The 13,304-nt window shown below is 64.0% G+C and carries 13 protein-coding genes; 8 read left to right on the top strand and 5 right to left on the bottom strand.

Going from position 1 to position 13,304, the window contains the following annotated elements; translation table 11 throughout:
* The 3 genes from GCT13_RS31240 to lptM all read right to left on the bottom strand — a co-directional run.
* Positions 1-223, bottom strand: a 223-nt coding sequence (locus tag GCT13_RS31240) for a helix-turn-helix domain-containing protein (protein WP_193727797.1), incomplete at its 3' end; no start/stop codon positions are given.
* 159 nt (positions 224-382) lie between these two features.
* Positions 383-1,651: a diaminopimelate decarboxylase gene (gene lysA, locus GCT13_RS31235; RefSeq protein ID WP_152764731.1), complete on the bottom strand. Its 1,269-nt coding sequence runs from the start codon at positions 1,649-1,651 to the stop codon at positions 383-385.
* Between the two features lie 9 nt (positions 1,652-1,660).
* Positions 1,661-2,008 carry an LPS translocon maturation chaperone LptM gene (lptM, locus tag GCT13_RS49645; protein WP_152764729.1) on the bottom strand — a complete coding sequence of 116 codons (348 nt, stop codon included), beginning with the start codon at positions 2,006-2,008 and terminating at the stop codon, positions 1,661-1,663.
* A gap of 35 nt (positions 2,009-2,043) precedes the next feature.
* On the opposite strand from lptM, the gene cyaY reads away from it, so the two are divergent.
* Complete coding sequence (cyaY, locus tag GCT13_RS31225) at positions 2,044-2,361, top strand: iron donor protein CyaY (RefSeq protein ID WP_152764727.1); 318 nt, start codon at positions 2,044-2,046, stop codon at positions 2,359-2,361.
* 114 nt (positions 2,362-2,475) lie between these two features.
* Here cyaY and GCT13_RS31220 read toward each other — a convergent pair whose 3' ends face one another.
* Entirely contained in the window at positions 2,476-4,869 is a 2,394-nt protein-coding gene (locus GCT13_RS31220; protein ID WP_152764725.1) for a penicillin-binding protein 1A, read from the bottom strand.
* Between the two features lie 252 nt (positions 4,870-5,121).
* On the opposite strand from GCT13_RS31220, the gene pilM reads away from it, so the two are divergent.
* From pilM to GCT13_RS31185, 7 genes are all read left to right on the top strand, one after another.
* Positions 5,122-6,078, top strand: coding sequence for a type IV pilus biogenesis protein PilM (gene pilM, locus GCT13_RS31215; protein WP_152764723.1), 957 nt, complete (start codon positions 5,122-5,124; stop codon positions 6,076-6,078).
* Complete coding sequence (locus GCT13_RS31210; RefSeq protein ID WP_152764721.1) at positions 6,075-6,698, top strand: fimbrial assembly protein; 624 nt, start codon at positions 6,075-6,077, stop codon at positions 6,696-6,698. Before pilM ends, GCT13_RS31210 begins: the two co-directional genes overlap by 4 nt.
* Positions 6,695-7,609, top strand: a complete 915-nt coding sequence (locus GCT13_RS31205; RefSeq protein ID WP_152764719.1) for a hypothetical protein — start codon at positions 6,695-6,697, stop codon at positions 7,607-7,609. The genes GCT13_RS31210 and GCT13_RS31205 overlap by 4 nt, the downstream gene beginning before the upstream one ends.
* Positions 7,606-9,243 (top strand): type IV pilus secretin PilQ, encoded by a 1,638-nt coding sequence (locus GCT13_RS31200; RefSeq protein ID WP_152764717.1) that lies wholly within the window; start codon positions 7,606-7,608, stop codon positions 9,241-9,243. The genes GCT13_RS31205 and GCT13_RS31200 overlap by 4 nt, the downstream gene beginning before the upstream one ends.
* A 138-nt stretch (positions 9,244-9,381) precedes the next feature.
* Complete coding sequence (locus GCT13_RS31195) at positions 9,382-9,933, top strand: shikimate kinase (protein WP_152764715.1); 552 nt, start codon at positions 9,382-9,384, stop codon at positions 9,931-9,933.
* 16 nt (positions 9,934-9,949) lie between these two features.
* Positions 9,950-11,032, top strand: coding sequence for a 3-dehydroquinate synthase (gene aroB, locus GCT13_RS31190; protein ID WP_456093725.1), 1,083 nt, complete (start codon positions 9,950-9,952; stop codon positions 11,030-11,032).
* Between the two features lie 81 nt (positions 11,033-11,113).
* Positions 11,114-12,292, top strand: coding sequence for a deoxyguanosinetriphosphate triphosphohydrolase (locus GCT13_RS31185; RefSeq protein ID WP_152764741.1), 1,179 nt, complete (start codon positions 11,114-11,116; stop codon positions 12,290-12,292).
* Between the two features lie 379 nt (positions 12,293-12,671).
* On the opposite strand, the gene GCT13_RS31180 is transcribed toward GCT13_RS31185, so the two are convergent.
* On the bottom strand, positions 12,672-13,055 hold the full coding sequence (locus GCT13_RS31180; RefSeq protein WP_152764711.1) for a DUF883 family protein: 384 nt from the start codon (positions 13,053-13,055) through the stop codon (positions 12,672-12,674).
* Positions 13,056-13,304 lie beyond the last annotated feature (249 nt).

The following is a 13,304-nucleotide window of genomic DNA, read 5'->3' as shown; positions in this document are numbered from 1 at the left end:
TGCGCTGATCCAGAAACCGAAGACGCCACTTGCCCACCGTAGCGCGCGTGAGTTGCAGGCGCTGCGCGATCGCACTGTTGGGCTCTCCGTCAGCCGTAGCCAGCACGATGCGCGCCCGCGTGACCAGCGCAGCCGAAATCGAGCGAGAACGTGTGATCGATATCAGTTGCGAGCGCTCGTCTTCGTTCAGCACCAGTTCCGCCTTAGGTCGTCCCATCGACATGCTGATGTCTCCCGTTCCACTGACGTCAACATGCTACGCGAACATAGATCAGTTAACAACGGAACGGAACACTAGCCACTCGTGCGAAGCTGGAGAGGGCAACAAAAAAGGCGATGCGTTTTGTACGCATCGCCTTTTTGCTTCGAGTGTTCGAAGTGTTCAGCTTCTATCAGGCAGAACCGATTCGCCCGCGAACAGTTCCTTCACTTCTTCGCGTTGGCGCACGACGTAGGCCTTGTCGTCATCGACCATCACTTCGGCGGCGCGCGCACGCGTGTTGTAGTTCGAGCTCATCGTGAAGCCATAGGCGCCTGCCGAACGGATCGCGAGCAGATCGCCCGGCTCCACGGCCAGTTCCCGCTCGCGCCCGAGCCAGTCGCCGCTTTCGCACACGGGACCGACGACATCGTACAGATGCTTGTCGCCGTTGCGCTGCACGACGGGTTCAATCGCGTGATACGCCTCGTACATCGCGGGACGTGCGAGATCGTTCATCGCCGCATCGACGATCGCAAAGTTCTTTTCGACGCCCGGCTTCAGGAACTCGACGCGCGTAAGCAGCACGCCTGCGTTGCCAACGAGCGAGCGGCCCGGCTCGAAATACACTTCGCGATGACCGTGCCCGCGCGCGTCGATCCGGTCGAGCAGCGTGCTCACGAAGTCGCCGATATCAGGTGGCGTTTCGTCGTCGTATGTGATGCCGAGTCCGCCGCCCACGTCGATATGCCGGATCTTCACGCCGTCCGCTTCGATCTGGTCGACGAGTTCGAGCAGTTTGTCGACGGCATCGAGATACGGCGCGACTTCCGTGATCTGCGAACCGATATGGCAGTCGATGCCGACCACTTCCAGGTTCATCATCGCGGCGGCCGCGCGATACGTGGCGCGCGCGTCGTCGAACGCGACGCCGAATTTGTTCGACTTGAGGCCCGTCGAGATATACGGATGCGTCTTCGCGTCGACGTCGGGATTCACGCGCAGCGACACGGGCGCCTTCTTGCCCATTTCGCCAGCGACGGCGTTCAGTCGGTCCAGTTCGGGAATCGACTCGACGTTAAAGCACTTCACGCCTGCCGCGAGCGCTTCGCGCATTTCCGCGACGCTCTTGCCGACGCCTGAAAACACGGTGTTTTCCGCTTTGCCGCCCGCTGCGAGCACGCGCGCCAGTTCGCCACCCGACACGATGTCGAAGCCCGCGCCCATGCGCGCGAACAGATTGAGCACGGCGAGGTTGCTGTTCGCCTTCACGGCGACGTGCACGGTGGCGCGCCGGCCGACGCACGCGTCAGCGTACGCGTGCCACGCGGCGCTGAGCGCCGCGCGCGAGTAGACATAAAGCGGCGTGCCGAATTGCTCGGCAAGCGATACGGCGGACACGCCTTCAGCGTGCAGCACGCCGTCGACATAGGCGAAGGCAGATTGAGTCATGCGACGGTCTTATTGAGCATCAGATGCACCCGACGCCGGTTGGGCGGGCGCATTCTCATTCGGCGCAGTGCGCAATTCGGTATCGGGCGACAAGGACAGCGGCGTGCCCGACGTATCCGGTACGGAGTCTCTAGCGGATTCGGAGCCGGGTTTCACTGCATCGGGCGAGGACTGGGTCTGTTCGTTCGGTTTGGCCGGAAGAGGCGGAACGGTCGGCAGATAGAGCGAACCGCGTTGTCCGCAGCCGTTGAGCGCGACACCTGCGACAATAGCCAGAGTCGCTACAATCGCGCGGGGCCATCCGCGGGGCGCCAGTACATCAGTTGCCGCTGCGCTTATCCGGAAAACGACTCGCATGACTGTCCCTGAACAATTAATCGCTGGAGTTTAGCATGCCCGACAGTGAATACCTGACCCGTGCCGAGGCCGTGCTCGCGGCCGTCGAGCGCGCGCTCGACGATACCGACGCCGACATCGAATTCGAGCGCAGCGGCAACGTATTGACGCTTGAATTCGAGAACGGCACGAAGATCATCGTGAACCTTCAGCCGCCGATGCAGGAGATCTGGATTGCCGCGAAATCGGGCGGATATCACTTCCGTTACGTCGACGGCGAGTGGCGCGACACGCGTAACGGCACCGAGTTTTACGCCGCGCTGTCCGAATACGCGACACAGCAGGCAGGCGAGCCGGTGAGGATCGCGCCGTAACTCATTCGTTTTCGTATCGACGTGCATGATGCCGATGCGCGTGTCCAGAAAGAAAAAGCCGCCGCGTTCAGCACGCGGCGGCTTTGTTTTTTACGCGATCCGGCGTGAGCGGAGCTAGTGACCTTTGAACAGGTTCATGATGTCCTCTTTTTCCTGCGCGCCGACCTGAGCGGGCGCGGCGCTTGCCGCACCGCTCGCTTCCGGCGGCGGTAGCGTCACGCCGACGGTCGACACGAAGCCGTTGCCCGGCGTGAAGTCGTCGAAATACAGTTCGTCGCCGAGCGTCACCACGTCTTCCGGCATCGGCATCTTGTACTCGGGCACGCCCTTCAGCGCGCGACCCATGTAATCGATCCACACAGGAAGCGCGAGCCCGCCGCCCGTTTCCTTGTCCCCCAGGCTGCGCGGGTTGTCGTAGCCCATCCACGCAATCGCGCACAACGTGTGCTGATAGCCGGCGAACCAGGCGTCGCGCGAATCGTTGGTGGTGCCCGTCTTGCCGGCGAGGTCAGTGCGCTTCAGCACGTTCGACTTCGCGCCCGTGCCGCGCTGCGCGACGCTCGTCAACAGGCTGTTCATCACGTATGCGTTGCGCGGCTCGATCGCGTGCGGCGCATTGCTGCCGGCGACGAGCGGCTCCGCGTGCGCGACGACGACGCCGCGCTGATCGGTGACTTCCGCGATCAGATACGGGTTGATGCGATACCCGCCGTTCGCGAACACCGAGTAGCCGGCCGCCATCTGCAGCGGCGTGACGAGACCCGCGCCGAGCGCCATCGGCAGATAGGCGGGATGACGGTCCGCGTCGAAGCCAAAGTGCGTGATGTACTGCTGCGCGTACTTCGTGCCGATGTGATTGAGGATGCGGATCGACACGAGGTTCTTCGATTTCTGCAACGCGGTGCGCATCGACATCGGACCGTCGAAGCCGCCGCCGTAGTTCTTCGGCTCCCATGCCTGGCCGCCCGTCTCGGCGGCGCTGAAGAAGAGCGGCGCATCGTTGATGACGGTCGCGGGCCCAAGACCCTTTTCGAGCGACGCCGAGTAGATGAACGGCTTGAAGCTCGAACCCGGTTGACGCCACGCTTGCGTCACGTGATTGAACTTGTTTTTGTTGAAGTCGAAGCCGCCGACGAGCGCGCGGATCGCGCCGTCCTGCGGCACGACGGAAATGAACGCGCCTTCGATCTGCGGCAACTGCGTGATCGACCAGTTGCCGTCGTCGTTCTTGGCGATACGGATGATGGCGCCGGGCCTCACGCGCTGGTTCGGCTGCGCGCGCGCACTGAGCGCGAACGACGCGTAGCGCAGTCCGTCGCCCTGAATCGTCACGACGTTGCCGTCGATCAGCGTTGCCTGCACCTGCTTCGGATTCGCCGACGTCACCACAGCTGCGATGATCTCGCCGTTGTCGGGATGTTCGAGCAGCGCATCGTCGATGGCCTGCTCGCGTTCTCCCGTGTCGGCGGGCAGATCGATGAACGCCTCCGGGCCGCGATAGCCGTGACGGCGCTCGTAGTCCATCAGACCTTTGCGCAGCGCGTGATAGGCGGCGTCCTGATCGGCGGAATCGATCGTCGTCACGACGTTCAGGCCGCGCGTATACGCCTCTTCGCGGTACTGCGCGTACATCATCTGCCGCACCATTTCCGCGACGTATTCCGCGTGCACGCTGAACTCCTTGCCCGCACCCTTCACGATGAGCGGCTGCTGGCTCGCGATTTCGTACTGATTCTCCGTGATATAGCCCAACTCCAGCATCCGCTGAAGGATGTATTCCTGACGCACTTTCGCGCGCTTCGGATTCACGACGGGGTTGTACGCGGACGGCGCTTTCGGCAGGCCGGCCAGCATCGCGCATTCAGCCAGCGACAGGTCTTTCAGGTCCTTGCCGAAGTACACGCGCGCGGCGCTCGCGAAACCGTAGGCGCGCTGGCCGAGATAGATCTGATTCATGTACACCTCGAGAATCTGATCCTTGCTCAGCTTCGATTCGATCTTGTACGCGAGCAGCATCTCGTAGACCTTGCGCGTGTAGGTCTTCTCGCTGGAAAGAAAGAAGTTGCGCGCGACCTGCATCGTGATCGTGCTCGCGCCCTGCGTCGCGTGACCGTTCGTGAGCGCGACAATGCCGGCGCGCGCGATGCCCGTCAGGTCGACGCCGCCGTGATCGTAGAAGCGGGCGTCTTCGATCGCGAGCACGGCTTTCTTGAGATTGTCCGGCACGTCGCGGAAGTGCACGATGTCGCGCCGCTCCTCGCCGAACTCACCGATCAGCACGTGATCGGCCGTGTAGATGCGCAGAGGCACTTTCGGGCGATAGTCGGTGAGCGCGTCGAGCGACGGCAGATTCGGCGTCGCGACGACCAGCGCATAGCCCAGCACGAGCATGACACAGACGATGCCGGCGAAGATCAGCCCGACAAACCCGAGGATGATCTTGAGCCAGAGAGGACGTTTGCGCTTCGGCGGTGCCGGAGGCGGAGACGTAGGAGTCGTGGATTGCATATGAACACCAAAAAACGGTCCCGCGATTATAGCCGCCCGACCTGGCAGCTTTCGGCGTGCTTACGGCTGCCGCAACCGCACGACTATGAGAACACTGTAGTTCGTTTGAGTGTCGCTGGATATCGCTCGCCGGACCATTAGCCATTCGGCCGAATTTCGCTAACGTGCCGCGCTGCGCAGAATCCTTCCCGTTGTCCGCGTCATTCGAATGACGCGGACCTTCAGAGTCGGTTTGTGTCCGAGGGGGAAGGTATGGCGTTGAAAGACTCGTTACGGATGACGATGCGGCGGCACGCAGTCGGCATCGATGTAGGTGCGCAAGCGGTCAGGATCGTGGTGGTGAGTTACAGCGGGCGAAAGGGCGGCCCTGTGCGCATCGAGTGCGTGGCTTCGGAGCCGCTTGCGCCAGGCGCGATGGCGGGCATGGAGATCGTCGACCGGCAGGCGGTGGCGCGCACGCTCGCCGTGGCGCTCGGGCATGTGCCGCAGCATTGCACGTCGCAGGCGTTGCGCTGCGCGATGGCGATTCCCGGCTCCGCGACGTTCACCGCGCATCTGCCCGCCGGCCGCGTTAACGGCCAGCATCGGCGGGCGGCCGTGGAGCCCGTCGTGATGATGGAAGCCGAGCGGATCGCGGGCATCGAACGTCACGCATTGGCCGTCGACTGGTATGTCGAGGACACGCCGCCGCGCCTGGGCGAAATCGCGGTTGCGGCGACGGCGCGCGAGCACCTCGAAGCGCGGATCGAATGCGCGGCGATGGCGGACATCACGCTGACCACCGTCGACGTGGAGCCGCACGCGGCGCTGCGCGCGTTGCGTCATGCCGCGACATTCGAACTCGAAGTGAACGAGCCTTACGCCGCGATCTGGATCGGCAGCGACGGCGTCTACGGCTGGCGCATCGACGGTGAAACCGTCGCGGAGGAAATCCGCTATCCGTCGCCCGAGTACTCGTGTGTCGCTGACGCGTTGCGCGATCTCGCGGAAGCCAGTCTGAATGTGTGCGCGCTGGTCGGAGGCGAAATCGACTTGCTCGAAGGCGTGTGCTTCTCCCTGGCCGACATCGGCGATGTGCTGGGCTGCTCCGTGTTGCCGTTCGATTGTTCGTCGTTCAGCGACGGCAACGCGGTCCCGTTTTCGGACCTGCTGCACGAGCCTTGTTTGGCAGTCGCGTTTGGGCTTGCGCTGCGTGACATCGCGCAATGAACGCAACGCGAATCAAAGTCGGCGGCTTCAACCTGTTGCCGCACCGGCAGCGCGATGCACGGCTTGCGCGCCGGCGCCGCTATGTCGAATGGACGGCTGCGGCGCTTTGCGGTTGCGTTGCCGTGGCGGTGCTGGTGGGTTGGCAGGCATTCGAGCGAACGCGTATCGACAGACAGCGTGCAGACCTCGACGGCAGGCTCGCAGCGCTTGCATCGCCGCTTGCCGAACATGCGCGTCTGACAGGCGAAGCCAGCAATGAGCGCTTGCAGAACGAGCGTGCAGCGACGCTTTCGGAGCCGCTCGTTCATTTGCTCGATCTGCTCGATGCGTTGAGTCAGGAGCCGTCCGACACGGTCGTCGTCAAGCAGTTGAGGCAGCGTGGGCGCGATACGGAGATGCTTGCTGTGTCGACGGATCACGCGGCGGCGTCGGCGTGGTTGAACCGGCTCGCCGCATTGAGAGGTGTGAAGGACGCCAGTCTCAGCGATCTGCACCGCACGGCAAGCGCAACGGAATCGTCCACTGCCATCGAACTCACGGCGAATTTGAAGTGGGACGGGCCGCCTGGAAAGGCTAAAGCGTCCGCGTCGGTTCATCAGAAAACGAGAGGTGAGAAATGAACACAACCACGGTCGGCCGCATCGGCGTGCCGTTTAAGCGCGTGCCGTTCGGGGACGCAATCGCCGAGCGCCTGCGCGTGCCGCTTGAAGCATGGAGCGCGCGGCGGCGCTGCCTTGTTGCGCTGTCGATTGCCGTTGCCGTGTTCGCGCTCGGCGCGAACGCGTGGATCGCCGCGGATATGAGCGGCGTGCAGACGAGCAGCGATGCCTTGTCAGTCGCGCAGCGAAAATTGAGCGAAGCGCAAGCCGCTGTTGCACAACTGCCAGCGTTGCGCCGCGCGGCGCCTGTCGCGCATGTGCCGGCGGGATGGAGCTCCGCGGACGACGTGCGCGTTATCTCCCAGCTCGCGGCGCGTAGCGACGTGACGCTGCTGAAGATCGAGCCGGGCGTGGTGGCGGGAAGCGGGCTCGACGCGATGCGTCCGCTGCACGTGACAGCGCAGGCCGACTTCGATCACACCGTCGATTTTCTCGAAGGCCTGTCGAGCCTGCCCGTGCTCGTCGTGCCCGACGAATTGACGCTCAAGCGCCAGGGCGAGGCATTGTCGGTGAGCGCGACGTTGCATTCGTTCAACGCGATTCATCCCGTGCCGAGCGCCACGCGCCCAACTGTGCGCAACGATCCCGATGCATTCGATCCCGACGAAGAGATCGTGTTCTACGATCCGTTCCAGCCACCGACTTTCGCACCGGCATCGGAGGACGCGCCGGTATCGATACGACTCGTCGGACTGCTGGCCGACCGCATGCGCGGGCTCGCGCTGATCGAAACGGGCGATGGCGCAGAGACACTCGAAAGCGGGCAGCAGTGGGGCGACGAGCGTGTCGCTCATGTCGATGCCAACGCACTCACGTTTGCGAAGCGCGATGGCAGCATGCATTCGTTCACGCTTGCGGAGGCCGTCGAATGATGCGCCCGCACAACATACGATGGCTTCTCGCGTGCGCGTCCTGCGTCGCGATGGCGGCGCGCGCGGCGTTGCCACCGCTTCCCTCGAACATGCCGTTCGATGACGCGATCGCGCCGGCCGGCATGCCGCCGTTGCCGCGCGTGATTACGACGGACGTCGCGAATCCGTTCGTGCTCGATGCAGCGGATGACGGTGGCGTATCGACAGCCGATGCGAAGGCGCCGCCGCTGGAGTCCGAGCGGGCGCTTTCCGCCGAACGCGATGACGCCGAACCTCGGCGCAAGACAGAAAGCGAGGCACAGAAAGAAGCACGGCAAGATCAGCAGGAAGTACGGCATGAAGCACAGCATGAAGCGCTCGAAGGTCCGCCCGTCCCGCTTGCACCCGCCGCTCGTCTGAGCACGAGCGCATCCGACGCGCTTCCCGCCGACAGGCCAATCACGCTGCACTTTCAGCACGCCGAGCTGGGCGCCGTGCTCGGCGCGTTCGCGCGATTCACGGGCCTCAGCATCGTCGCGAGCGAAAAGGCGCGGGGCACGGTCACGCTGCATCTGGACAATGTGCCGTGGCGCACCGCGTTCGATACGCTGCTCGACGTCAACGGCCTCGCGATGGAGCAGCGCGGCAAGGTGATCTGGGTCGCGCCGCTGTCGGAACTCGCCGCGCGCGAGCGTCAGCGTTTCGAGGCCCACGCGCGGGCAGCCGAACTCGAGCCGCTCGCGAGCCGCACGTTCGAACTGCACTACGCGCACGCCGACGAACTGCGCAAGCTGCTTGCAGCGTCGGGCAATCAGCGCGTCCTGTCGAAGCGTGGCGCGGCGATGGCCGATGCGCGCACCAATCTGCTGTTCGTCACCGATCTCGAAGCGCGCCTCGTGCAGATCGCGGAACTGGTCGCGTCGCTCGACCGGCCGACGCGCCAGGTGCTGATCGAGGCGCGGATCGTCGAAGCGGAGAAGGGCTTCTCGCGCAATCTCGGCGTGAAGCTGTCGATGGCAGCCGCGAGTGAGGACGGAAAGGCGACGGGCCTTGTCGGCGGCAAGGACGGCGCGGTCTTCGATCTGTCGGCGCGCCCGATTTCGGGCTTCGACGCTGCCACGGCGGGCCTGACGCTTTTCGCCGCGCAAGCGACGCGGCTTCTGAACATCGAGCTTAGCGCGCTCGAAGCGCAAGGGCGCGGCCAGATCGTGTCGAGCCCGCGCGTGGTGACGGCGGACCGGATGAAGGCGATCGTCGAGCAGGGCACGGAGCTGCCGTATCAGGCGAAAGTCGGGCAAGGTGTGTCGGGCGTGCAGTTTCGCCGCGCGAGCCTCAAACTGGAGGTAGAGCCGCAAATCACGCCTGACGGCCGGGTCGTGCTGGATCTGGATGTCGCGAAGGACAGCGTCGGCGAGCAGACAGCGTCCGGGCCCGCGATCAATACCAAGCACGTGCAGACGCGCGTCGAGGTGGAGGACGGCGGGACGGTGTCGATCGGCGGAATCTACGAGGCCGACGACCGCGATGATGTGACGCGCGTGCCGCTCCTGGGCAAAATACCGCTTCTGGGCGCATTTTTCCGTCACCGCGCCCATCGCGATCTGACCAGCGAACTCGTCGTTTTCATTACGCCGAGGGTTGTGCAGACGAATTGACGGATCGCCGGGCAAGGCGCCACAGGCGGGGGCCGAACGTCGGACGGGACGCAAGCGCGCGGGCCGTCAGGCTCGACAAGGCAGGCGCTTTGCCAGTAAGCTGCCGCACGAACTACACCGGATTAGCCAGAGGATAAGTTGCAAGCGCGGGACGCACACGCCAACGTTTTTTTCGTAGGGCTCATGGGGGCGGGCAAGACCACCGTGGGCCGGGCCGTGGCGCGCCGGCTGGATCGCGCGTTCTTCGATTCCGACCACGAAATCGAGGCGCGCACGGGCGCGCGCATCCCCGTGATCTTCGAACTCGAAGGGGAGGCGGGCTTTCGCGACCGCGAGGCGCAAGTGATCGCCGAGCTTACCGGCCGCGAAAACATCGTCCTCGCGACGGGCGGCGGCGCGGTGCTGCGCCCTGAAAACCGCGAAGCACTGCGCCAGCACGGCATCGTCGTCTATCTGCGCGCGAATCCGCACGACCTGTGGCTGCGCACGCGCCGCGACAAGAACCGGCCGCTTTTGCAGACCGAGGACCCGAAAGGGCGTCTCGAGGCGCTCTACGAAGTCCGCGATCCGCTCTACCGCGAATGCGCCGATTTCGTGATCGAAACGGGCCGCCCGTCGGTCAACGGGCTCGTCAACATGGTGCTGATGCAGCTCGAGATGGCGGGCGTCGCCAAGTCTCCTGCGTCATAATGACGAGATGACCTCCATGATTACCGTCAACGTCGAACTGGGCGAGCGCGCCTATCCGATCCACATTGGCGCCGATCTGATCGGCAAGACCGAACTGTTCGCCCCGCACATTCGCGGCTCGTCCGTCACCATCGTCACCAATACGACTGTCGATCCGCTGTACGGCGACGCGTTGCGCAAGGCGCTCGCGCCGCTCGGCAAGGACGTGACGACGGTCGTGTTGCCCGACGGCGAAGCGCACAAGAACTGGGAAACGCTGAATCTGATTTTCGACGCGCTGCTCGGCGCGCGCGCCGATCGCAAGACCACGCTGATCGCGCTCGGCGGCGGCGTGATTGGCGACATGACAGGATTTGCCGCTGCCTGCTACATGCGCGGCGTGCCGTTCATCCAGGTGCCGACCACGCTGTTGTCGCAGGTCGATTCGTCGGTGGGCGGCAAGACGGGTATCAATCACCCGCTCGGCAAGAACATGATCGGCGCGTTCTACCAGCCGCAAGCGGTGATCGCCGATATCGGCGCGCTGCGCACGCTGCCCGCGCGCGAACTCGCCGCCGGCATCGCGGAGGTCATCAAGACAGGCGCAATCGCCGACGCAGCGTTCTTCGAATGGATCGAGGCGAACGTCGAAGCGCTCAACCGCTGCGAGCCGCAGGCGCTCGCGGAAGCCGTCAAGCGTTCGTGCGAAATCAAGGCATCCGTGGTGGCGGCCGACGAACGCGAAGGCGGTCTGCGTGCGATCCTCAATTTCGGCCACACATTTGGTCACGCGATCGAGGCGGGCCTCGGCTACGGCGAATGGCTGCACGGCGAAGCAGTCGGCTGCGGGATGGTGATGGCGGCCGATCTGTCGGTGCGACTCGGTCACCTGGACGAAGCCGCGCGCGAGCGACTCGTTGCCGTCATCAGGGCCGCGCATCTCCCTACCAGCGCACCCGCTCTCGGCGCGTCGCGCTATGTGGATCTGATGCGCGTCGACAAGAAAGCGGAAGCGGGCGAAATCAAGTTCATCCTGCTGAAGCGTTTCGGCGACACACTGATCACGCGCGCACCAGATGACGTCGTGCTACAGACGCTCGACGCGAGCGTCGGCGCCTGACGCGACGCGTAGCCAGCGCAGTGGCATGAGGGCGTCGCTTCGGATTCGGAGACATCGGTGAGTGAAACACGCAGCGACAATCTGATCGGATCACGTGACGCCACGGGCGCCGCGTCGTTGCCCTCCATTGTCGCGCTCGAAGCACATCTTGCCCCGTACGCCGCACACTCTTCGCAGTCGCGCGGGCGGCGCCATTACGAACCGCCGCCGAGCGCGCGCACCGAGTATCAGCGCGACCGCGACCGCATCGTTCACTCCACGGCTTTCCGGCGGCTCGAATACAAGACGCAGGTGTTCGTGAACCACGAGGGCGATCTGTTTCGCACGCGGCTCACGCACAGTCTCGAAGTCGCGCAGATCGCGCGTTCCGTCGCGCGCAATCTGCGCGTGAACGAGGATCTCGTCGAAGCAATCTCGCTTGCACACGATCTCGGTCATACGCCGTTTGGCCACGCGGGACAGGACGCGCTCAACGAATGCATGCGCGAGTACGGCGGCTTCGAGCACAATCTGCAGAGCCTTGCCGTCGTCGACGATCTCGAAGAACACTACGGCGCATTCGATGGCCTGAATCTGTGCTTCGAAACGCGCGAAGGCATTCTCAAGCATTGCTCGCGCGAAAACGCGCGGCGTCTGGGTGAACTGGGCGAGCGTTTTCTGCAAGGACGCCAACCGTCGATCGAAGCGCAGATCGCAAATCTCGCCGACGAAATCGCGTACAACAATCACGACGTGGACGACGGTCTGCGCTCGGGATTGCTCACCATCGACCAGCTTGCGGAAGTCGAGTTATGGCGCACGCATTATGAGGCGGCGCGCCGCGATTATCCGCACATCGAAGGGCGCAGGCTGATTCACGAGACGGTTCGCCGCATCATCAACACGCTGATCGTCGATCTGATCGACACGACGACGCGCAACATCGCGCGCCATGCGCCGACATCGCTCGACGATGTGCGGCGTGCGCCGCAGCTCGTCGCGCATAGCGCAGCCATCGCTGCGCAGGCCGCGGCGCTCAAGCAGTTTCTGTTCAAGAACCTGTATCGGCACTATCGGGTGATGCGCATGGCGAGCAAGGCGCGGCGCGTGATCATCGGTCTGTTCGATGCTTTCATCGACGACCCTCGGCTGTTGCCGCCGGATTACCAGACGGCGGACGCAGCGAAGCAGCCGCGATTGATCGCGCATTACATCGCGGGCATGACGGATCGTTACGCGTCGAAGGAATACCAACGGCTCTTCGTCGTCGACGGTAATTGATGCCATACGTGTGCCGCGTTTGACACGCGATGCTCAGCCGGTGTCCGCCGTGAAGGTGACGAAAGAACGCTCACGCTCACCGTCACGCGCAACGCGGACCGCGGACCGCGGACCGCGCGCCGTGCAACGTGCAACGCACGTGTGTGAAGCCGCAGACGCGCGGTCACAACAGATCACAACGGATCGCAACGACATGCGCATGCTGTGCACAACCGCGCGCCGGCGCGCAGCCGTGCACAGCGTCCTGTCCTTTGCCGCGATCCGATGTCCAGCCGATCCGATGTCCAGCCGATCCAGTTGCCTGACCGTTCAGCCTGGTTCGTTCAGTCAGCGCATTAGCACGCACATCAGCACATCAGCACATCAGCACATCAGCACATCAACGCATGCCGCCTCGTGCGATGAGCGCTCCCGCGATCAGCGCGACGCCGCCGACGAGCGCAATTGTCCGCCATGGGTTTTCGTGCACGTAGTCGTCGGCATCGTGAAACGCTGCTTGTGCGCGGTCGCGCATTACGTCGCGCGTATCGTTCAGGCGTGAGCGCGCATCGTCGAGCCGTTTGCGCAATTGCGTCCTGATGGCCGCGGCATCGGCCTGCGTGCCGTCGCCGAGCGAGTTCTCGAGTTCCGCCATCAGTGTGCGCAGTTCACTGGCAATGTCTTCAGCGGCATGCCGGCTATGGCGCGCGATGCGGCGCGCACGACGCCCCGTCGTTGTCCAGGATTCGCCGATGGCATCTCGCGTATTAGGTAGTGCTGTCATGGTCGCTCCGTCGATGAGGGTGGTTGAACATGCCCGCAACACAGCGCGGGAAATCTCATCTGACGCAACTTCGGTGCCCGCCTGGCGCGAGGCTCCGCAACCTGCGCCATAACATGCATCGACGACGCGCTTTGCGTCAGATGATGCGCACAGCATGCGGCAGAAATTGCGCCGGCAGGCTTTGCGTGTCAGTCAAATTTACAACGACTCGCGCGCGCGAGCAGGCATGGTCGCAAGTGGCGGAAACGA

The organism is Paraburkholderia franconis (assembly GCF_009362735.1).
GTDB classification, from domain to species: domain Bacteria; phylum Pseudomonadota; class Gammaproteobacteria; order Burkholderiales; family Burkholderiaceae; genus Paraburkholderia; species Paraburkholderia franconis.
Note: the sequence above shows the minus strand (reverse complement) of the source record. Positions and strands in the feature narration are given on the sequence as shown.